We start from the raw sequence: 21,133 nt of genomic DNA, 5'->3' as shown, positions 1-21,133 counted from the left end.
CGCACACTGCGCGCGCCGCACTCGCGCCGGAACTGCCGCCGGATCACCCGCTCGAGCCGGGCACCCGGCCGGGCGGACGCGTCGCCACGCCGTCGGAGCGGATCGCCGCCTCCGAGAACGCGATCAGCGGAATTGCCGCCGCACCGAAGGAGCCGGTGTCGTCGTCGAGCTTCATCGCCGCCGCGCGCCGCGCCGCGCAGGCCGCCGCCGCACAGCCGCCCGAGAAGCCGGCCCGTGGCGCCAAGGCCGCGATCGCCCGCGCCAAGGAGAAGGGCCAGGAAGGTGGCTCGACCATCACCTCGAAGATCCGCTCGCTGCTGGTCGGCGCGAGCGTGGTCGTGATCGTGCTCGGCACCTTCAAGATGGCGATGAACCTGCTCGAAGGCGGCAGCCTGTCACCGACGCCGCAGGCGATGCAAAACATTCCGAGCGAGCCGGCACCGCAGCCCGCGCCACCGCCGGTCGAGATCAAGCCGGCCGCGCCGGAACAGATCACCCCGTCGATGACCTCGCCGACACCGCTCGGACGGCAGTCGCAGAACAACGCCGCGCCGGCTTCCATTCCCAATTCCGGCAGCGCGGCCTCGGTTGAAATCCCGCAAGCGCCTGCCGCAGCGGTGCCGCCGCCGACCTCCAGCGACGTCACCGGCGCGCTGTCGGGCAGCAGCCGCGCCAGGCTTGGCGTGATTCAGGTGCCGCCGAGCGAGAAGCTGCCTGACGGCATCGGCGGCCCGGCCTTGCGCAATGCCGCGATGAAGGGCGATGCGACCGCGGCCTACGAGATCGGCCTGCGCTTTGCCGAAGGCAAGGGCGTCGCCACCAATTACGACGAAGCGGCGAAGTGGTACGACCGCGCGGCGCAGGCCGGAGTCGTCCCCGCAACCTTCCGTCTCGGCACGCTCTACGAAAAGGGCTTAGGAGTGAAGAAGGACGCCGACATCGCGCGCCGCTACTACACCCAGGCCGCCGAGCGCGGCAACGCCAAGGCAATGCACAATCTCGCCGTGCTCGATGCCGACGGCGGCGGTCGCGGCGCCAATTACAAAAGCGCGGCGCAGTGGTTCCGCAAGGCTGCCGATCGCGGCGTGGCCGACAGTCAGTTCAATCTCGGCATCCTCTATGCCCGCGGCATCGGCGTCGAGCAGAACCTCGCCGAATCCTACAAATGGTTCAGCCTCGCGGCCTCCCAGGGCGATGCGGATGCGGCCGGCAAGCGCGACGACGTCGCCAAGCGCCTCGACCCGCAATCGCTCGCCGCCGCCAAGCTCGCGATCCAGACCTTCAGCGCCGAGCCGCAGCCCGACGATGCCGTCAACGTTGCAGTCCCGAACGGCGGCTGGGACAGCGCACCGCAGGCCAGCGCCAAGCCGGCCCCGAAGCAAGTCGCGACCAAGCGCTCGGCGTCAGCTGCGCATTAAGGCGCGTCGCATTCGATCCGCCTGCCGGCCGGCGCGATGCATCGTCCCGCGCGGCAGGGCTCTCGCATATTGATTTCACGAGGATTGTCTGCGGGCTTTCTCCGCCTCTCCCGCTTGCGGGAGAGGCCGACACGCTCGCAGAGCGTGGCGGGTGAGGGCTCTCGCCACGCAGGGACACCTTCAGTTAATCTCAATAGTCCCAGCGCGGAGACACCCTCTCCCCAACCCTCCCCCGCAAGCGGGGGAGGGAGCCCACTGCCGATGCCGCTGCATTCTGCACACCCTATCCGACAGCCCTCCCGCAAGCGCGAGAGGGCTGGGGGTATCGGCTCGCAACTTTTGCATTCTGCCGGGAAATCGCTATTTTCCGCGGCCCGGAGGCCCCTGATGTCCGTTATTGATCTAGCCGCAAACCCGAGCGAGTTGCGTGCGCTCGCCGAACAATCCAACGCCTGGCCGTTCGAGCAGGCGAAGGCCATTGTCGCGCGGCTGAAGAAAAGCCCGAAGGACGAGGTGCTGTTCGAGACCGGCTACGGTCCGTCCGGCCTGCCGCATATCGGCACGTTCGGCGAGGTGGCGCGCACATCGATGGTGCGCCACGCTTTCCGCGTGCTCACCGAGGACAAGATCAAGACACGGCTGCTGGCGTTCTCCGACGACATGGACGGCCTGCGCAAGGTCCCTGACAACGTCAAGAACAAGGCGCCGCTTGAGGCCAATCTCGGCAAGCCGCTGACGCGCGTGCCCGATCCCTTCGGCACGCATGACAGCTTCGGCGCGCACAACAATGCGCGGCTGCGCGCCTTCCTCGATCATTTCGGCTTCGACTACGAGTTCGCGAGCTCGACCGACTATTACACGTCCGGCCGCTTCGACGCGACGCTGCTGAAGATGCTCGCCGCCTACGACAAGATCATGGCGATCATCCTGCCGACGCTGGGGCCGGACCGCCGCGCCACCTATTCGCCGTTCCTGCCGATCAGCAAGACCACGGGCGTCGTGCTGCAGGTGCCGATGATCCGCCGCGACGTCGCGGCGGGCACGGTGACCTATGTCGATCCCGATACCAACCAGGAAGTCGAGACGCCCGTCACCGGCGGCAACGTCAAGTGCCAGTGGAAGGCCGACTGGGCGATGCGCTGGGTCGCGCTCGGCGTCGACTACGAGATGGCCGGCAAGGACCTGATCGATTCCGTGAAGCTGTCCGGCGCAATCGCCAGAGCGCTCGGCAGCACGCCGCCGGAAGGCTTCAACTACGAGCTCTTCCTCGACGAGAAGGGCCAGAAGATCTCGAAGTCGAAGGGCAACGGCCTCACCATCGACGAATGGCTGCGCTACGCCTCGCCGGAATCGCTGTCGCTGTTCATGTATCGCGAGCCGAAGGCGGCCAAGCGGCTGTATTTCGACGTCATCCCGCGCAATGTCGACGACTACCAGCAGTTCCTCGACGGCTTCCCGAAGCAGGACGGCAAGCAGCAGCTCGGCAATCCGGTCTGGCACATCCACAACGGCAGGCCGCCGCAGGGCGACCTGCCCGTCACCTTCCAGCTGCTCCTGACGCTGGTGTCGTCGTCGAACGCGGAGAACGCCGAGACGCTGTGGGGTTTCATCGGCCGCTACCGGCCCGGCGTGAGTCCGCAGACGCATCCGAAGCTGGATGCGATGGTCGGCTACGCCATCAATTATTATCGCGACTTCGTCGCGCCGACGAAGCAGTTCCGCGTGCCTGATGACAGCGAGCGCGCGGCGCTGCAGGACCTGCGCGATGCGCTCTCGCAGCTGGCGCAGGACGCCTCGGCCGAGGAGATCCAGAACGTCGTCTACGAGATCGGCCGCCGCGAGCCGTTCCTCGACCAGGTCAAGAAGGGCAAGGACGGCCGCCCCGGCGTCACGCTGGACTGGTTCAACATGCTCTACCAGGTGCTGCTCGGCCAGGAGAAGGGCCCGCGCTTCGGCTCCTTCGTCGCGGTGTACGGCGTGCAGAACGCGGTGAACATGATCGACGGGGCGCTGGCGAGGAGCGCGTGATCCCACTCCACTGTCATCGCCCGGCTTGACCGGGCGATCCAGTACGCCGCGGCAGATGTGATGAATCGAGAAGCTGCGGCGTACTGGATTCCTGAACTACGTAGCGAAGCCGCGGTGTGAGGCACTCAAATCGGTCGGAGCACGTAGCGGCGGTTGTCCTTCTGCACCGGCCTTGCGTTCATCGGGTACAGCTTGCGACGCGGCGACATCGCTCGACGCCACCTGAATCGGGGTGGTCAGCAGCAGCCATTCGACCACTTCCGAGCAGGGCGGCGTGGTCGTGCGATCATTGGCTCGCCCACACGATCCGCATGATCCAGCCGACGTCACTGATCGCTATCGTCCGCTCATCGCGTGTCGCATCGAGCGGCTGAAGCTCCAGCGCCTTGGCCGTGCGGCGCTTCAACGTCGCGACCGTCATCTCGCCCGCCTTGCTCCGCACCACCACGCGATCGCCTTTGCGGATCGGCGCGCCGGGCGAGACCAGGACGATGTCGCCGTCGCGATAGACGGGCGCAAGCGCATCGCCGGAAATCTCCAGCGCAAAGGCGTGGCTGTCCTCGGTGGCGGGCAGCGCGATGTCGGTCCAGCCCTTGCCGGATGGAAGACCGGCCTCGTCGAAAGCGCCGCTCGTGCCCGCCTGCGCGAAACCGAGCAGCGGCACCGAGCGGCCATCGCTCGCGCCGTCGTCGTCGATCAGTTTGGCAAAGCTGTCGATCGAGGCGTCGGCCGCGGCCAGCGCTTTTGCGATCGATTCGGTCGAAGGCCAGCGCTCGCGTCCGTCGGCGGTGACGCGCTTGGACCTGTTGAAGGTGGTGGGGTCGAGTCCGGCACGCTTGGCGAGGCCGGACGGCGACAGCCCGGCACGCGCCGCCAACCGGTCCAGCGCGGCCCAGATCTGGTCGTGAGTCAGCATCCTCTGCGCTTTGGCCTGTCTGACCATGGAAGGTCCAGCCCGTCGCAACTCAGGAAAACTGTCCTCAAATCAACAGGTTTTCCGTTTTTCGCGCAAGAGGCGAGGGAGAACGGCGTTCGTCACGGAGCGGGTACCCGTTCGCGTCAGGAAAACGCGCAAAACAGGAATCTGGAGCCCCCGTTCCGATTTCATCGGCGCGGAAAAGGCTCTAAGCCTTGAGTTCAGAAGGCACGGCCTTTACGGTCGCGCCCGGGTTTCGAGGACCCGCAAAAGACGAAAAAACCCAAAAGACTCAAAGAACAAACAAGGCTGCGGTAGCGGTGGTCAAGATCTACAAAATCTGTCCGGCCTCGGCCTGGCGCGAGGCGGAACGGCAGGGTGTCTACCGGGGCAGCGCAGACGACGCGCGCGACGGGTTCATCCATTTCTCGACCGCGGCCCAGGTTCCCGAGACCCTACGCAAGCACTATTTCGGGCAGCGCGCGCTGTTCCTGGTCGAGGTCGACGGCGATGCGCTGGGGAGCGAATTGCGCTGGGAACGCTCGCGCAATGACGAGCTCTTCCCCCATCTCTATGGCGAGCTCGATTTCGGCGCGGTGATCGCGGTGATGAACCTCAACACGCGCTCCGACGGCGGTCACGATGTTCCGGAGCTGTTGCCGTGATCCGCGCGTTCGACGCCTTTTCGCTGCCGGTGCTGCGCTGGCTCGATCCCGAAGACGCCCATCGCCTCGCGATCCAGGGCCTGCGCTTCCTGCCGCCGGTCAAGCCGCGTGCCGATGATCCCAAGCTCGCGGTGCGCGCCTTCGGGCTGAACTTTCCCAATCCGATCGGCATGGCCGCGGGCTTCGACAAGAGCGCCGAAGTGCCGGATGCGCTGCTGCGGCTCGGTTTCGGCTTCGTCGAGATCGGCTCGGTAACGCCGAAGCCGCAAGCCGGCAATCCACGGCCGCGGCTGTTCCGGCTCGAGCGCGACGAGGCGATCATCAACCGCATGGGCTTCAACAATGACGGCGCAGAAGTCGCGCTGCGCCGGCTTGCCGCGCGCGCGCAGCACGGCGGCATCGTCGGCGTCAATGTCGGCGCCAACAAGGATTCACCTGACCGCGTCGGCGATTACGTCAAGCTGATCGAGACCTTCGCGCCGGTGGCGAGCTATTTCACCGTCAACGTCTCCTCGCCGAACACGCCGGGCCTGCGCAACCTTCAGGAAGGCGCGCTGCTCGACGATCTCCTCGCGCGCGTGATCGACGCCCGCGAGCGTGTCAGGCAGAAGGCCGGCGACACGCCGGTGCTGCTCAAGATCGCACCGGATTTGAGCCTTGCCCACCTCGACGACGTCGTGCATGTCGCGCGCTCGCGCCGGGTCGACGGCATGATCGTGTCGAACACCACGATCGCGCGGCCGAGCACATTGCGCGAGGAGACGCGGGCGAAGGAGCAAGGCGGCCTGTCCGGCCGGCCGCTGTTCCGTCTGTCGACGCGCATGGTCGCGGAAACCTATGTGCGCGTCGAGGGCGCGTTCCCGCTGATCGGCGTCGGCGGCGTGGATTCGGGCGGCGCCGCGCTGACCAAGATCCGCGCCGGGGCCAGCCTGATCCAGCTCTATTCGTCGCTGGTCTACAAGGGTCTCGGCCTCGTCGACGAGATCAAGCGCGACCTGACCTCGACGCTGCTGCGCACGGGTCGGGATTCGCTGGCCGAGATCGTCGGCGCCGATGCGGCGACGCTGACGGCGGAAGACTGGCCGGGGTTGTGAGGCGCTCTCGTGCCCCGGACGCAGCGGAGCGCGTTTCACGCTGCAGCGCGTCCGGGACACGAGAGCTACGGCTTCGTAAACGTCGCCCGATACAGCACGGGATACCTCGCGCCCTGCAAGCCGCCGCGCGCGACGTAGAACGCGATCAGCGCGCTCCACAGGCCGGCATTGCCGAACGATTGCAGCGCCAGCCAGACGGCGAAGAAGATCGCGAGCGACAACAGCATCAGATTGCGCATCTCCCGCGCCCAGGTGGCGCCGACATAGATGCCGTCGAAGCCGAAGGCGAACACGCCGGGGATCGGCGCGAGCACGATGAAGGGCAGGAACTCGCGCGCGGCGCGGCGGACGTCCTCGCTCGCCGTCATGACATTGATGATATCGGGGCCGAAGCCTGCGAACAGCACGGCGACGACGATGGCGAAGCCGAGCCCCCAGCGCAGCACCAGCCTGGTCGAATCCGCAAATCCCTTGGCGTCGCGCGCGCCAAAGCTGCGGCCGCAGAGCTGCTGCGCCGCATTCGCAAGGCCGTCGAGGAAGAAAGCGCTGACCAGGAGGAAATTGTTGAGCACGGAGTTCGCGGCCAGCGTGACGTCGCCGGCACGCGCGCCCTTGGCGGTGAAGAACAGGAACACGGCGATCAGCGCCGCGGTGCGGATCAGGATGTCGGTGTTCACCGCCAGGAGCCGCATCAGCTTTTCGCGATCGAACAGCGTTGCGCGAGGCACGGCAAAACCGCCCACCGCATAGCGCCTGCACACGATCACGCCGAGCACGAAGCCTATCGTCTCGGACAGAAGCGCGGCGATCGCGGCGCCGGCGATGCCGGTGTCGTAGACCAGCACCAATAGGATCGTCGCCACCATGTTGACGAGGTTGATGACGACCTGGAGCGCAAGGGCCGGATTGGCGCGGGCCTGCCCCACCAGCCAGCCGAGGATGACGTAATTGGCGAAGGCGAAAGGCGAGGACCAGATCCGGATCATGAAATAGGTCTTCGCGGCGTGCGTCACGCCCTCGCTGCCGCCCATCAGGTCGAACAGTGCGCCAGCCAACGGCAGCTGCAGCGCGATCAGCGCCGCGCCGATCAGGCCGGCGACGATGAAGCCGCGCACCAGGATCACGGTCTGCTCGCGCGTCTCGCCCGCGCCGAGCGCCTGCGCGGTGAAGGCCAGCGTGCTCATGCGCAGGAAGCCGAACAGCCAGAACAGGCAGTCGAAGATGACGGAGGCCATCGCGACGCCGCCGAGCAGCGCGGCATCGTCGAGCCGGCCGATCGCGGTGGTCGAGACCACGCCGATCAAAGGCGTCGTGAGGTTCGCGACCATCGCGGGACCTGCGATGGCGAAGACCTGGCGCGAGTCGACCTTCGAGTCGACCCTGGGGTGAAGCGGTGCGTTCATGTCAGCTGCGTGTATCCGCGATTGTCGAATGCACTATCACGGCCGGCATGGCGTGCTTGCGTCGGCCGCGCATGTCGAGAAGCGTTAGCGACGCGGCCCGCCGAACACGCGCGACAGCAGCCAGATCGGGATCACGATGACCGCGCCGAGCAGGAAGTAGCGCCACAGCCAGTTCACCGCATCGAAGCCGAGATCCCACAGACGCTGGAACAACAGGCGGATGCTGTGGATGATGTTCCAGGGGTCGAAGCCGATCGCGGCGAGCACGACGCCGACCAGGATCGAGAGCAGCACCAGGCGGAACGCGACGGTCAGCGGCGAGCCGCCGAGAAAGCGGTGCAGGCCGTCGCTGCGGCCGGCCGGCAAATCTCTGACGTCTTGGACCATCGCAAACTCCTGAAGCGGATTCGACCCATTATAGGGCACGGCGGGGGACATGGGGAACCCGCAAGGGGGCGTCAATCGGGTTACGGGAGTTTAATTCGGGCAGAGCCAGAACTTCGATTGTGGCACGCTGCAAGCCGCGGGTCTCCCTAGCCTCTCCCGCTTGCGGGAGAGGCCGGCGCGTCCGGGCGATGCAAAGCATCGTCCCGCGCGCCGGGAGAAGGGCTTTCTCCTCTAGGGGATTCTCTTGATAATCCCATTGCGGAGACAACCCTCTCCCGCAGGCGGGAGAGGGAGCGCACCGCATTTGCGGCGCGATCGATGCATCACACCTCGATCTCCGCCGCCTCGGCCTTCAGCATCTTCTCCAGCGTCTCCAGCCGGTCGGCCTCCCGGGGCGGCTTGTCCCAGCGCAGGCGGCTGATGCGGGGGAAACGCATGGCGACGCCGGATTTGTGCCGGGGCGAGCGCTGCAATCCCTCGAAAGCGACCTCCAGCACCAGGCCCTTGTCGCCCTCGTGCACGACATGGCGGACGGGGCCGAATTTTTCCGTGGTGTTGCGACGGACGAAGCGGTCGATCTGCAACAGCTCCTCGTCGGTGAAGCCGAAATAGGCTTTGCCGACCGGCACCAGCTCCTCGCCATTCTCGGTCTCGGTCCAGACGCCAAAGGTGTAATCGGAATAATAGGACGAGCGCTTGCCGTGGCCGCGCTGCGCATACATCAGGACGGCGTCGATGATGTGCGGGTCGCGCTTCCACTTCCACCATTGGCCCTTCGGCCGCCCCGGCAGATAAGGCGCATCGCGCCGCTTCAGCATCACGCCTTCGACGGCGTCAGCATCCTCGCCGGCGCCGGCGCTGGCGGGATCGGCGCGTGCGGCCGTCAGCGCCTCCCAGCTGTCGAAGGGCACGGTGGGCGAGAGATCGATGCGGGAATCGTCGAGCTTTGCGATGAACCTCTCCAGCCGCTCGCGCCGCTCGGCAAAAGGCAGTTCGCGCAGATCGTTCTCGTCGTCGCCGAGCAGATCGTAGGCGCGCAGGTGGATCGGAAACTCCTTGATCAGCTTCGGCGACACCACCTTGCGGTTGAGCCGCTGCTGCAGAACGTTGAAGCTCTGGACGCGGCCTTCGCGCAGGATCAAGAGCTCGCCGTCGATCGCGCCCGGCAGGCGCAGCGACGGCACGAGATCCGGGAAGCTGCCCGTGATGTCCTCGCCGGTGCGCGAATAGAGCCGCGCGGTGATATGGCCGCGCTCGCCGCGCCCGGCGACCGCCTGCACGCGGATGCCGTCCCATTTCCATTCGGCGATGTAGTCGGCGGGATCGAGCGCGGCGAAATCCGTATCCTCGATCGCATGCGCCAACATCACCGGGCGGAACGGCGCGGGATCGCGGTTGACGGGCTTGTCGCCGCGGCCCTCCAGCCAGGCGAACAGGTCGAGATAAGGCGGCGCGAGGCCCGGCCAGATAAGTTCAAGCTCGTGCGGGTCCTTGTCGCCGAGCGCCGCGGCGGCGGTCTTGGCGAGCCGCGCCGAGATGCCGATCCGAAGCGCGCCGGTGACGAGCTTGAGCAGCGCCCAGCGGCCGGTCTCGTCGAGCTCGTCGAGCCAGCGCTCGAGCTGCTTCGGCAGCTCGGTCTTGCCGAGCGTGCGCAGCGTGGTGACGACCTCGGTGAGACTCGGCGGCGGTGGGTTGTTGTGGGCGGCGAGCGCGGCCTTCGGCCACATCAACGCCACCGTCTCCGAGAGATCGCCGACATAGTCGTAGCTCAGCCCGAACAGCACCTCATCCGTGCGTGCCGCGATGAGATCGCGGATCAGCGCCGGCTTGGCGTGCTTGAAGCTGAGTGCGCCGGTCAGCGCCGCCAGCGCATAGCCGCGGTCGGGGTCGCCGACTTCGCGGAAATAGCCGGTGAGCAGCCGCAGCTTGTTGTTGCGGCCGGGCTCGTAGGCGAGGCGATCGAGCAGCTCGGCGAAGCGGTTCATGCTTCGGCCTCGCCCTGAATGGGCGTCTCGCTCTCCTCCTCGTCGCCATAGCCGACGAGATCGAGCGGCTGCGCCTTCAGGCCTTTGCTCCGGCACCAATGCACCAGCGCATCTTCCTGGCCGTGGGTGACCCAGATCTCGCCGGCGCCGGTGGCCGCGATGGTCGCGGTGAGGCCGTCCCAATCGGCGTGGTCGGAGATCACCAGCGGCAGCTCGACGCCGCGCTGCCGCGCCCGGGCGCGCACGCGCATCCAGCCCGAGGCGAAGGCGGTGACGGGATCGGGAAAGCGCCGCGTCCAGAGATCGGATGTGGCCGATGGCGGCGCCAAGATGATGGTGCCGGCGAGCGCGGCCTTCTTCATGCCCTTCACCGGCCTGAGCTCGCCGAGGTCGATCCCGCGGCTTTGGTAGTAATGCGTGATCGTCTCCATCGCGCCATGCAGGTAGATCGGCGCGTCATAGCCGGCCTGCCGCAGCAGCTTGATTACACGCTGCGCCTTGCCGAGCGAGTAGGCACCGACGAGATGCGCGCGCTCCGGAAACAGCGCGACTGAAGCCAGCAGCTTCTTGACCTCGTCGCTGGCATCGCCATGCCGGAAGACCGGGAGCCCGAACGTCGCCTCGGTGATGAAGACGTCGCACGGCACCAGCTCGAACGGCGTGCATGTCGGGTCGGGCGCGTCCTTGTAGTCGCCGGAGGCGACGATGCAGGTATCCTTGCACGAGACGGCGATCTGCGCAGAGCCCAGCACGTGGCCGGCCGGGTGAAACTTGACCTTGACGTCGCCGAGCCGGATTTCCTCGCCATAGCTGATCGCTTGGGTCGAGCCGGCAAAGTTCTGGCCATAGCGCAGCCGCATCATGTCCAGCGTTTCCTGCGTCGCCAGCACGGCGCCATGGCCGGCACGGGCATGGTCGGAATGGCCGTGGGTGATCACGGCCCGCTCCACGGGCCGGACAGGGTCGATATGGAAGCCGCCGGGCTTGCAGCACAGGCCGGCAGCATTTGGCAGCAGGATGTCTTGCGGGCGCATGCCTGTTATATAAGTCGAGCCATCACATCTTCGAGTCAATTACCCGTTTCGTTTCCTGGTTCCTCAATGCCGCTCCGCCTGTTCCTGACCTCCGGCGATCTCATGGCCGACCGCCGCTTCGAGTTCGCGCGCGACCTCCAGCTCAAGGGCGACCTGCCCGCCGCCGCCGACCTTATGGAGCAGGCGATCGAGCTCGCGCCTGATTTCACCTCGGCCTGGTTCACGCTCGGCGAGATCCGTCAGCAGCTCGGCGAGCGCGACAAGGCCATCGCGGCCTTTCGTGAAGCGCGGCGATGCGACCCCGAGGACCAGCACGGCGCCGGCCTGCACCTGATGCGGCTCGGCGATACCGAGATGGCGGAGATGCCCAAGGCCTATGTGCAGGCACTGTTCGATCAATACGCGCCGCGGTTCGAGCACGCGCTGATCAACGATCTCGGCTATCGCGCCCCCACGCTGATCTTCAAGGCGGTGCTGGCCGCGCGCGTCGCCGCCAAGAAGCCCGCCTACTTCAAGCGCGCCATCGATCTCGGCTGCGGCACCGGGCTCGCGGCCGCGGCCTTCGCCAAGCAGGTCGATCATTTCACCGGCATTGATCTCTCGCCCGGCATGATCAAGGAGGCGCGGGCGACGAACCTCTATGCCGAGCTCGAAGTCGCCGACATGCTCGAGGGCCTGTGCGGCAAGCTAGATGCCAGCGCGAACCTCATCGTGGCCGCGGATGCGTTCGTCTATCTCTCCGATCTCGCCCCTGTTCTCACCGAGGCAAAGCGCGTGCTCGTCTCAGGCGGCGTGCTCGCCTTCACGCTGGAGACGCACGGCGGCAGCGGCATCGTGCTCGGCGACGGCCTGCGTTATGCCCATTCCGCGGAATATGTGCGCGGCGCCATCGCGAAGGCAGGGGTGAAGCTGCTGACGCTGGAGCCGGCCTCGCCGCGCAACGAGAACAACGAGCCGGTGCGCGGCCTCGTCGTCGTCGCCGAGAAAACTTGAGTCTAGGCGCTAACGCCTCATGATTTGAGCGTCATTGCGTCGCAAAGCTGCGACTTCCCACTTGCGAGCCGAGCTGCGATGTCAGCACAATGCGCGCATCAGGGAGAAAACAACAATGACCAAGAATCCATCGCGGCGCGATTTCAGCGCCGGCGCACTCGCCACCATCGCCGCCTCGACATTGCCCGCGCCCTACGTCTGGGCTGCGGAGAAGAAGTACGATGCGGGCGCCAGCGACACCGAGATCAAGATCGGTCAGACCGTGCCGCATTCCGGCCCCGGCTCGCTCTACGGCGTGCTCGGCCGCATCGGCGAAGCCTATTTCCAGATGCTGAACGAGAAGGGCGGCATCAACGGACGCAAGGTCAAATTCCTCACCATGGACGACGCCTACAGCGCGCCGAAATGCGTCGAGGCGACGCGGCGCCTGGTCGAGCAGGAGGAGGTGCTCGCGCTGTACGGCTCGCTCGGCACCGCGCCGCAGACCGCCGTGCACAAATACCTGAACTCCAAGGGCGTGCCGCAGCTGCTGCTCAACACCGGCGCCTCGAAGTGGAATAATCCGAAAGAGTTCAAATGGACGATGGCGGGCCTGCCGCTCTATCCGACCGAAGCGCGCATCCTGGCGCGACACGTCGTCAGCGTGAAGCCGAACGCCAAGATCGGCATCCTCTACCAGAACGACGATTTCGGCCGCGACTTCCTTGCACCCTTCAAGAAAGTGCTGGCGGATGCCGGCGGCACCGCGCAGGTGATCATGGAGCAGACCTATGATCTGACCGAGCCGACCGTCGATTCCCAGCTCGTCAATCTCTCGAAGTCTGGGGCCGACGTCTTCTACAACATCTCGACCGGCAAGGCCTCGTCACAGTCGATCCGAAAAGTGGCCGAGCTCGGCTGGAAGCCGCTGCAGCTTCTTTCCGCCGGCTCCACCGGCCGCTCGATCCTCAATGCCGCCGGCCTCGAGAATGCCACCGGCATCGTCGCGATCCGCTACAACAAGGAGGTCGGCCTGCCCAAATGGGAGAAGGACCCGGACGTGATGGCGTTCGAGGAGCTGCGCAAGAAGTACACGCCGGCGATCGACCCCGACAACACCATCGCCTTCGCCGGTTACGGCCAGGCCGCGACCATGGGCGAGATCCTGCGCCGCTGCGGCGACGAGCTCACCCGCGCCAACGTGCTGAAGCAAGCATCGAACCTCAACGGCTTCCACTCGCCGTATTTCCTCGACGGCGTCAGCTACAGCTACACGCCCGAGGACTACACGCCGATGAAGACGCTGTTCATCTCCACCTTCACCGGGAAAGACTGGGACATCTCCGACAAGCCGATGTCGGAGTAGACGCGGAGCGGGCCCGCTTCGAGCTTGAGCGGAATGGCTTTAGGCCAAATCGATTGCTGCGGGCTCGGTCCAACCTCTCCCGCTTGCGGGAGAGGTCGCGGGTGAGGGCTTTCTCCTCTAGGGGACTATCCCATTGTGGAGAAACCCTCTCCCCGACCCTCTCCCGCAAGCGGGAGAGGGGGCGCACCTCCATCTTTGCAGCAATCGAGCCTCATTTCATCGCGCTCTAAGCGGCGATACCAAGCCGATACGCCTGGGCTGCATTCATCCCAAACGCCTTGTCCCGCACACGCGGGCCGAGCCTCGCCAGGCAGGCCTCCAGCGCGGTCTTGATCTCGCCATAGCTTCCCGCAAGCAGGCACACGGGCCAGTCCGATCCGAAGATCAGCCGGTCCTCGCCAAAACATTTTGCGGCGTGCGCGACGAACGGAAACAGCCGTTCCGCATCCCAGTCGTTCCAGACCGCCTCGGTCGCCAATCCCGAGATCTTGCACCAGACGTTGCCGCAGGCGGCCAACGCTGCGATGAGTTCGGCCCATTCCGCGCTCCCGCCGGTCGCAATCGGCGGCTTGGCGGCGTGATCGAGCACGAAACGCGCGTGCGGAAAGGCCTGCGCGGTTGCGATCGCGGCAGGCAGCTCGCGGCTGCGGACGAGGAAATCGTAAGCGAGATCGTTGGCGAACACCGCCGTGAGGCCGCGCTGGACGTCCTCGCGCAGCAGCCAGTCCGCATCAAGCTCGTCGTGGACCTGATGGCGGATGCCCACCAGCTTGCCGCCACCAGGCAAAGCGCGCAGGCGGCCGAGCGTCTCGCCGAGCGCAGCATCGGTCAGATCGACCCAGCCGACCACGCCGACGACCGAGGGCGTCGCAGCCGCAATACCCAGGAATTCCTCGGTCTCCTCCAGCGCGGAGCGGCATTGCACCACGATGCTGGCGTCGATGCCGTTCGCCTTCAGCAGCGGCGCGAGATCGGCCGGGCCGAAGGCACGGCGGATCGGTGCCAGCTCGGGCGCTTCCATCCAGGGATAATCGGCGCGCGCGGGATCCCAGAAATGCTGATGGGAGTCGACGATCATGCCTTACGCTCCGCCGGGAAGTGGCGCGCGCGCATCGATCAGCTTTCGCGCACGCAGCTCCTGCCAGAATGCCGGCGGCACGGCCTTCTCGGACATCGCAATGTTGTCCGCGACCTCGGCGGCATTCCGCGCGCCCATCACGGCGACCGTCACCGCCGGATGGCCCATGCAGAATTGCAGCGCGGCGGCCTTCAGCTCGGTGCCGTGCCTGCGGCAGAGTTCGTCGAGCTCCAGCGCACGCGCCACCAGCGCCGCATCGGCATCCTGATAGTTGAATTTCGCGCTCGTCCTCGGATTGGCCAGGATGCCGCTGTTGTAGATGCCGCCGAGCAGGATGCCGATGTTTCTGGCCTGGCAGATTGGAAACAGCGCATCCAGCGCGCCCTGGTCGAGCAGCGTGTAACGGCCGGCGAGCAGGAAGCAGTCGACCGGCACGGCCTCGGCGAAGCGAGCCAGCATCTCCGACTGGTTCATGCCGGCGCCGATCGCCTTGACCGTCCCGTCCCCGCGCAGGCGCTGGAGCGCACGGAAGGCGCCGGTGACGGCATCGTCATAATGATCGTCGGGATCGTGCACGAGCAGGACGTCGACGCGGTCGAGGCCGAGGCGCTGCAGGCTCTCCTCGACCGACCGCATCACGCCGTCATAGCTGAAATCGAACACCGGCCGCTCACGCGGCGTGCCCTTGTAGTGCTCGTCCTCAGGGACAGCATCGTCCGGTGCGCGCAGCAGGCGGCCGACCTTGGTCGAGATGACGTAGGAATCGCGCTGCTGCTGCCGCAGGAAGGCCCCCAACCGCCGCTCCGCGAGGCCGAAGCCGTAGAGCGGTGCGGTGTCGAAGAATCGGACGCCGAGCGACCAGGCGCGTTCGAGCGTCGCTTGCGCATCGGCATCGCTGACCGGCGAGAACAATCCGCCGAGCGGGGCGGAACCGAGGCCGATCGCGGTGACATCGAGAGCGTTGGCAAGCCGGCTACGCTTCATTGTAATTTCCTTCCAAAGCAGCACTCCCTCCCCCGCGGACGGGAGAGGGAGTGTAACGCAGGAATGCCGGGGCTGGGAGGCGTTCCTGCCTGCCTCCTTACTTCAGGAGTTGCGCGACGTTGTCCTTCGTCACCAGATCGAGGCCGGTGTAGATCACCTCCGGAACCTTCTGGCCCTTCTTGATCGCGAGCAGAGTATCCATCGACTTCTCGCCCATCTCGAACGGACGTTGACCGGTCAGCGCATTGGAGTAGCCGTCGCGCAAGAGCTCGAGCTGCATCTTGAGCGTATCGGCGACGACGAGCGTGAACTTGCCGGCATCGATGTCCTTCTTGTTCTTGTTGACGAAGGCCTTGTAGCCTTCCGGAGCGAACATCGGCCAGCCGCCGACCGGCACGATCGCAGCGAGGTCGGGCGTCGCGGTACGCAGGTCCGACATCTGTTGAACCGCAAGCGCGGAATCGTCGTTGCAGAACGTCGGCGAACCCTGGACCTCGACCCACTTCGAGCCCTTGAGCGCTTCGCGGACGCCGTCAACCCGTTCGGCAAGGTTCTTCGCGCCCGGGCCGCCGGAGACCATGGCGTATTTGCCGCCCTCGGGCCGCAGCTGCAGCAGCTGCTTGCCGAGCGCGAGGCCGAAGTCCTTGTTGTTGGTGCCGATATAGGCGAGCCGCTTGGATCCCGGCGCGTCCGCATCGAAGGTGATGACGGGAATGCCGGCCGCAGTCGCCGCCTCGATCGACTTGGTCATCGCCGCGACGTCGGCGACAGAGATGGCCAGCCCATCCACCTTCTGGGTGATGAAGTCCTGGATGATTTGTGCCTGGGTCGCCGGCTCGTGCTCGATCGGGCCCTTGTAGATGCACTCGACATTGCCGAGTTCCTTGGCCCGCTTGAGGCAGCCGTCGCGCGCCACGTCGAAGAACGGGTTGTTCATCGCCTTGGGAACGACGGCAAATTTGTAGGTTTGGGCAAACGCCGGGGTCGCCATCATCGCGATGGTCACGCCGGCCAACAGAAGCTTCTTCATTGCTTTTCCCTCCACACTTTGATGCCTATCCATTGTGATGTGATGCTCCGGCAGGCGGATAGACGGTCTTTCGTTGTCCTTCCGGAGTGTCTCCTTAAGTCATGCGCGAGCGAATACGGTCGACCAGCACGGCGAGGATGATGATCACGCCCACGAGCGCCTGCTGCCAGTAGGAGTTGACCTGCGCGAGCACGAGGCCGTTGCGGATCACCTCCAGCAGCACGCAGCCGACGATGGCCCCGAGCGGGCCGCCGACGCCGCCGGCGAGGTTCGCACCACCGATCACCGCCGCGGCGATGACGTTGAGCTCGTAGGAGGTCGCCATGTTCGCCGGCGCCGATCCCAGCCAGCCCGAGATGATGATGCCTTGCAGGCCTGCCGCAAGCGCGCAGATCACGTAGACCTCGATCTTCACGCGCACGACCGGGATGCCGGTCAGTTCCGCCGCCTTCTCGTTGCCGCCGAGCGCGAAGACGTGACGGCCGAAGCTGGTATGGTGCAGCACCACCGCCATCACGGCCGCGAGCATCACCAGATAGATGAAGGGCGCGGGCACGCCGAGCACGTCGCCCGAGGTCAGCGCGTAGAAATAATCGGCGTCAGGCCCGCCTGGAAAGCTGCCGCGCCCGTTCGAGACCACGTAGGCGAGGCCGCGCACGATCGAGAGCATGCCGAGCGTGGTGACGAAGGGCGACAGCCCGAGCACCGCGATGCAGAAGCCGTTGACGAGCCCGACCAGGAAGGCCGCGCACAGTCCTGAAAGCACGGAGATCACCAGGATCAATCCGGGCACGTTGGCGACGAGCGTCTTGCCGTCGGCGGCCATATGGACAAAGTACGATCCGGGCGCCGACAGCTCGACCATGACCATGGAGGTGATCATCGCGGAGAAGCACATCATCGAGCCGACCGACAGATCGATGCCGCCGGTGATGATCACGAAGGTGATGCCGAGCGTGGCGATGGCGATGAAGGAAAAGTTCTTCGCCACGTTCTGCATGTTGCCCTGGGTGAAGAAGTAGGGGCTGGCGAAATGCATGATCACCAGCAGCACCGCCAGCGCGAGCAGGACGTAGCCGGTCTGCGAGGCGAAGATGCCGCGCTGCCACCATCTGATCTTGCCGACATTGGTGAAGCTGATCGGGGATTCCAAGGGCATAGCCATCACGCCGCCTCCTTCGCACCGGTGATGAGGGCGGTGACCTCCTCGGGGGAGGTCTGGTGAATTGGCTTGTCGGCGCGCTTCTCGCCGCGCCGCATGACGACGACACGGTCGCATACGGCGAACACGTCGGGCATGCGGTGCGAGATCAGCATCACGGCGACGCCCTGCTCCTTCAGCCGGTGGATCAGGCCGAGCACCTGCTCGACCTGGCGCACCGAGATCGCGGCGGTCGGCTCGTCCATCATCACCAGCCGCGCATTGGAAAGCCGGGTCCGCGCGATCGCGACCGCCTGGCGCTGGCCGCCCGACATCTGCCTGACGAGATCGTCGGGGCGTGTCTCCGAGCGCAGCTCGCCGAACAGCTCGAGCGCGCGCGATGCCATCGCCTTGTGGTCCAGCAAGGCAATGGGACCGAACCTGCGCTTCAGCTCGCGGCCGAGAAAGACGTTGGCGGCGGCCGTCAGGTTGTCGGCGAGCGCGAGGTCCTGGTAGACGACCTCGATGCCGACGGCGCGGGCATCGACGGGCCGGTAGAAATGCACCGCGCTGCCGGCAAAGCGCATCTCGCCATGGGTGGGGCGGAAATTGCCGGCGATGATCTTCACCAGCGTCGACTTGCCGGCGCCGTTGTCGCCCATCAGGCCGACCACCTCGCCAGGCCAGACCTGCATGTCGACGTCGTGCAGCGCGCGGATCGCGCCGAACTCCTTGCCGATGCCGGTGAGCTCGAGCACCGGTGTCGTGTCAGCCTTCGTCATTAGCGGCGTTTCCTCAGACATAGCGGTTGACCAGAGATTCCAGATATTCCTGCCGGCCCGAGCGCGGCTGCGGATCGAAGCCGGGAGCCATCGCAGCGTCGGCGAGCTCGGCGAGCGAGCGCTGGCCGGCGAGAATGGCACGGCCCTCTGGCCCCGCCCAGCCCTCGTAGCGCTTTGCCAGCGGCGTGCTGAGCGCGCCGGCGTCGAGCATGTCGGCGGCGGCGAGGAAGGCGCGCGCGCAGGCATCCATCGAGCCGACATGGGCATGGATGAGATCATCGGGGTCGATCGACTGGCGGCGGATCTTGGCATCGAAATTGAGCCCGCCCGTGGTGAAGCCGCCGCGGTTCAGGATGTCGTGGAACACCAGCGCCAGCTCCGGCACGTTCATCGCGAACTGGTCGGTGTCCCAGCCGAGCAGGTCGTCGCCGCGGTTGATGTCGAGCGAGCCGAACACGCCGAGCGCCTCGGCCAGCGCGACCTCGTGATGGAAGGAGTGACCGGCGAGGATGGCGTGATTCTGCTCGATGTTGAGCTTGACGTCCTTGAGCAGGTCGTAGCGTTCGAGGAAGCCGTAGCAGGTGGCAACGTCGAAATCATATTGATGCTTGGTCGGCTCCTTGGGCTTGGGCTCGATCAGGAGCGGGCCCTTGAAGCCAATCTTGTGCTTGTGCTCGACCACGAGCGAGACGAAGCGGCCGAGCTGGTCGAGCTCGCGCTTGAGATCGGTGTTGAGCAGCGTCTCGTAGCCCTCGCGGCCGCCCCACAGCACGTAGTTCTGACCGCCGAGCCGGTGCGAGACCTCCAGCGCGGCGCGGACCTGGCCGGCGGCATAGGTGAAGATGTCAGGGTCCGGATTGGTCGCGGCGCCCGCCATGTAGCGGCGGTGCGTGAACAGGTTCGCAGTGCCCCAGAGCAGGCGGACCTTGCTCGTTGCCATCTTCTGTTCGAACAGATCGGCGATGGCGTTGAGGTTGGCGACGGACTCGGCGAGCGAAGCGCCTTCCGGCGCGGCATCGACGTCGTGGAAGGTGAAGAAGGGAACATCCAGCAGGCGGAACAGCTCGAAGGCGACATCGGCCTTGGCGCGGGCCATTGCCATGGCGTCGGTGCCGTGGTGCCACGGACGCAGGAAGGTCTCGCCGCCGAAGGGATCGCCGCCGGGCCAGCAGAACGAATGCCAATAGCAGACCGCAAAGCGCAGATGATCCTCGAGCCGGCGGCCATGCACCAGGCGGTCCTTGTCGTAGAAGCGGAAGGCGGGCGCGCCTTCAGCTTCCTTGCCGCCGAAGGCGACGGGTGCACTTGCATCGAAGAATTTGGCTGGCGCGTTCACTTAAGAAGACTCCTTCAATGCGGGATAAAGCGCGCGCCATCGCCGATAGGCCTCGTCATAGGCCGCAGCGACGGACGGGCGGGGTGTGAAGCTCGCGAGCCGCCGCGGGCGCGTGCAGACGTCGGCGGGATTGTCGCCTGTCGCGGCAAGCCGGCCGAGCCGCGCAGCGCCGAGCGCGGCGCCGACCTCGCCTTCCTCGACGCGATGGACGGGCATGCCGAGCACGTCGGCGCAAATCTGCGCCCATAGCGGCGAGCGCGAGCCGCCGCCGACGAGATCGACCTCGGCGATCGGCCCGCTGGCTGCGCTCAGCGCCGCCAGATTGTCGCGCGCGGCAAAGGCGACGCCTTCGAGCACGGCCTGCACGATCTCTGAGCGCCCGGTCGCGCCGCGCAGGCCGACGAAGGCGCCGCTGGCGGCGGCATCGTTGTGCGGCGTGCGCTCGCCGTCGAGATAAGGCAGGAACTGGACCGTGCCTGGTGCATCGACCCGCTCGCCGAGCGGCGCCAGGAGCGCTGCAGCCGGCGTCTCCATCACGCCGCCAAGCCAGGCGAGCGAAGCCGCGGCCGACAGCATCACGCCCATCTGATGCCAGAGGCCGGGCAGCGCGTGGCAGAAGGCATGCACGGCCGAAGCCGGCGCCGGGGCGAAGCGATCGGTGACGCGGAACAGCACGCCGGACGTTCCCAGCGACAGGAAGGCATCGCCAGGTGCGATGGCGCCGAGCCCGATCGCGCTGGCCGCATTGTCGCCGGCGCCGCCCGCGACGACGACATTTTTCGCCATGCCCCAGCGCTGCGCGTATTCAGGCGCGAGCACCGCACTCACGGCACTGCCCTCGACGAGACGCGGCATGTGGTGCAGATCGAGCCCGGTGGCATGCAGCAGCAGCGCGGACCAGCGGCGCAGGCCGACGTCGAGCCACAGCGTGCCTGATGCGTCCGACATGTCCTCGACCATTTCCCCGGTGAGGCGATAGCGGACATAGGCCTTCGGCAGCAGCACCTTTGCCACGCGGTCGAAGATCTTGGGCTCGTGCCGTGCCACCCAGAGCAGCTTCGGCGCGGTGAAGCCCGGCATCGCGAGATTGCCGGCGATGGCGTGCAACGACGGACAGCGCCGCTCCAGCGCTGCGCATTCGGCCTGCGAGCGGCCGTCGTTCCAGAGGATGGCCGGACGCAGCGGGCGGCCGACCTCGCCAAGCAGCGTCGCGCCGTGCATCTGACCCGACAGCCCGATGCCGCGGACCTGCGCGACCTCGCGCGGATGGCGCGCGGCGAGATCGTCGACGGCGCCGACGGCCGCATCGACCCAGGCGTCGGGATCCTGCTCGGACCACAGCGGCGCTGGGTGCGATAGCGCAAGCTCGCGCGATGCCGTCGCGGTCACCGCGCCGGCTTCGCTCACGAGCACCGCTTTCACACCGGACGTGCCGATGTCGATCCCGAGATACAATTCGTCCTCCCTTTCGCCTGAAGCGGGAGCGCGATCTTGCGTCGCTTTCCCCGCTGGCC

At 66.5% G+C, this 21,133-nt stretch carries 18 protein-coding genes and 1 pseudogene; 6 read left to right on the top strand and 13 right to left on the bottom strand.

Features of this window, described 5'->3' with window-relative positions; translation table 11 throughout:
- Both XI05_RS14775 and XI05_RS14770 read left to right on the top strand, forming a co-directional pair.
- The coding region (locus XI05_RS14775; protein WP_271502664.1) for a tetratricopeptide repeat protein at positions 1–1,418 on the top strand (1,418 nt) is incomplete at its 5' end.
- Positions 1,419–1,805: 387 nt separating this feature from the next.
- Positions 1,806–3,446, top strand: coding sequence for a lysine--tRNA ligase (locus XI05_RS14770; RefSeq protein ID WP_271502661.1), 1,641 nt, complete (start codon positions 1,806–1,808; stop codon positions 3,444–3,446).
- Positions 3,447–3,571: 125 nt separating this feature from the next.
- On the opposite strand, the pseudogene XI05_RS14765 reads toward XI05_RS14770, so the two are convergent.
- Positions 3,572–3,725: pseudogene (locus XI05_RS14765) on the bottom strand (carbonic anhydrase family protein); the annotation flags it as partial.
- Between the two features lie 7 nt (positions 3,726–3,732).
- Positions 3,733–4,389 carry a S24 family peptidase gene (locus XI05_RS14760; RefSeq protein ID WP_271502659.1) on the bottom strand — a complete coding sequence of 219 codons (657 nt, stop codon included), beginning with the start codon at positions 4,387–4,389 and terminating at the stop codon, positions 3,733–3,735.
- Positions 4,390–4,682: 293 nt separating this feature from the next.
- Here XI05_RS14760 and XI05_RS14755 point away from each other — a divergent pair, with 293 nt between their 5' ends.
- Both XI05_RS14755 and XI05_RS14750 read left to right on the top strand, forming a co-directional pair.
- On the top strand, positions 4,683–5,027 hold the full coding sequence (locus XI05_RS14755; protein ID WP_172786228.1) for a DUF952 domain-containing protein: 345 nt from the start codon (positions 4,683–4,685) through the stop codon (positions 5,025–5,027).
- Positions 5,024–6,121 (top strand): quinone-dependent dihydroorotate dehydrogenase, encoded by a 1,098-nt coding sequence (locus tag XI05_RS14750; RefSeq protein WP_271502656.1) that lies wholly within the window; start codon positions 5,024–5,026, stop codon positions 6,119–6,121. The genes XI05_RS14755 and XI05_RS14750 overlap by 4 nt, the downstream gene beginning before the upstream one ends.
- A 65-nt stretch (positions 6,122–6,186) precedes the next feature.
- On the opposite strand, the gene XI05_RS14745 is transcribed toward XI05_RS14750, so the two are convergent.
- The 4 genes from XI05_RS14745 to XI05_RS14730 all read right to left on the bottom strand — a co-directional run bounded on the left by XI05_RS14745 (position 6,187) and on the right by XI05_RS14730 (position 10,930).
- On the bottom strand, positions 6,187–7,524 hold the full coding sequence (locus tag XI05_RS14745; protein ID WP_271502653.1) for an MATE family efflux transporter: 1,338 nt from the start codon (positions 7,522–7,524) through the stop codon (positions 6,187–6,189).
- Between the two features lie 84 nt (positions 7,525–7,608).
- Positions 7,609–7,911: a DUF6460 domain-containing protein gene (locus XI05_RS14740; RefSeq protein ID WP_260381202.1), complete on the bottom strand. Its 303-nt coding sequence runs from the start codon at positions 7,909–7,911 to the stop codon at positions 7,609–7,611.
- Positions 7,912–8,234: 323 nt separating this feature from the next.
- A complete protein-coding gene (locus XI05_RS14735; protein ID WP_271502651.1) occupies positions 8,235–9,896 on the bottom strand; it encodes an ATP-dependent DNA ligase in 1,662 nt (553 codons plus the stop codon).
- Positions 9,893–10,930 (bottom strand): ligase-associated DNA damage response exonuclease, encoded by a 1,038-nt coding sequence (locus XI05_RS14730; RefSeq protein WP_271502649.1) that lies wholly within the window; start codon positions 10,928–10,930, stop codon positions 9,893–9,895. Before XI05_RS14730 ends, XI05_RS14735 begins: the two co-directional genes overlap by 4 nt.
- A gap of 66 nt (positions 10,931–10,996) precedes the next feature.
- On the opposite strand from XI05_RS14730, the gene XI05_RS14725 reads away from it, so the two are divergent.
- The gene (locus XI05_RS14725; RefSeq protein ID WP_271502647.1) at positions 10,997–11,923 is read left to right on the top strand and encodes a class I SAM-dependent DNA methyltransferase; all 927 of its coding nucleotides are present in this window, start codon (positions 10,997–10,999) and stop codon (positions 11,921–11,923) included.
- A gap of 115 nt (positions 11,924–12,038) precedes the next feature.
- Positions 12,039–13,268, top strand: coding sequence for an ABC transporter substrate-binding protein (locus tag XI05_RS14720; protein ID WP_271502645.1), 1,230 nt, complete (start codon positions 12,039–12,041; stop codon positions 13,266–13,268).
- Positions 13,269–13,494: 226 nt separating this feature from the next.
- Here the strand turns inward: XI05_RS14720 and XI05_RS14715 are convergent, their stop codons facing one another.
- The 7 genes from XI05_RS14715 to xylB form a co-directional block, all read right to left on the bottom strand.
- Positions 13,495–14,346 carry an amidohydrolase family protein gene (locus XI05_RS14715; protein WP_271502643.1) on the bottom strand — a complete coding sequence of 284 codons (852 nt, stop codon included), beginning with the start codon at positions 14,344–14,346 and terminating at the stop codon, positions 13,495–13,497.
- Positions 14,347–14,349: 3 nt separating this feature from the next.
- Positions 14,350–15,330: an aldo/keto reductase gene (locus XI05_RS14710; RefSeq protein ID WP_271502641.1), complete on the bottom strand. Its 981-nt coding sequence runs from the start codon at positions 15,328–15,330 to the stop codon at positions 14,350–14,352.
- A 97-nt stretch (positions 15,331–15,427) separates the two neighbouring features.
- Positions 15,428–16,360, bottom strand: a complete 933-nt coding sequence (locus tag XI05_RS14705) for a sugar-binding protein (RefSeq protein WP_271502639.1) — start codon at positions 16,358–16,360, stop codon at positions 15,428–15,430.
- Between the two features lie 94 nt (positions 16,361–16,454).
- Positions 16,455–17,525 (bottom strand): ABC transporter permease, encoded by a 1,071-nt coding sequence (locus XI05_RS14700; protein WP_271502638.1) that lies wholly within the window; start codon positions 17,523–17,525, stop codon positions 16,455–16,457.
- A complete protein-coding gene (locus XI05_RS14695) occupies positions 17,525–18,283 on the bottom strand; it encodes an ATP-binding cassette domain-containing protein (protein ID WP_271502636.1) in 759 nt (252 codons plus the stop codon). Before XI05_RS14695 ends, XI05_RS14700 begins: the two co-directional genes overlap by 1 nt.
- Before the next feature lie 13 nt (positions 18,284–18,296).
- The gene (gene xylA, locus XI05_RS14690) at positions 18,297–19,619 is read right to left on the bottom strand and encodes a xylose isomerase (RefSeq protein ID WP_271502634.1); all 1,323 of its coding nucleotides are present in this window, start codon (positions 19,617–19,619) and stop codon (positions 18,297–18,299) included.
- Complete coding sequence (gene xylB, locus XI05_RS14685; RefSeq protein ID WP_271502632.1) at positions 19,620–21,074, bottom strand: xylulokinase; 1,455 nt, start codon at positions 21,072–21,074, stop codon at positions 19,620–19,622.
- Positions 21,075–21,133 lie beyond the last annotated feature (59 nt).

The sequence above is a fragment of the Bradyrhizobium sp. CCBAU 11357 genome (assembly GCF_028128865.1).
Classification (GTDB): Bacteria; Pseudomonadota; Alphaproteobacteria; order Rhizobiales; family Xanthobacteraceae; genus Bradyrhizobium.
The sequence above is the reverse complement of the archived record's forward strand: the minus strand, read 5'-3'. Positions and strand labels throughout refer to the sequence as shown.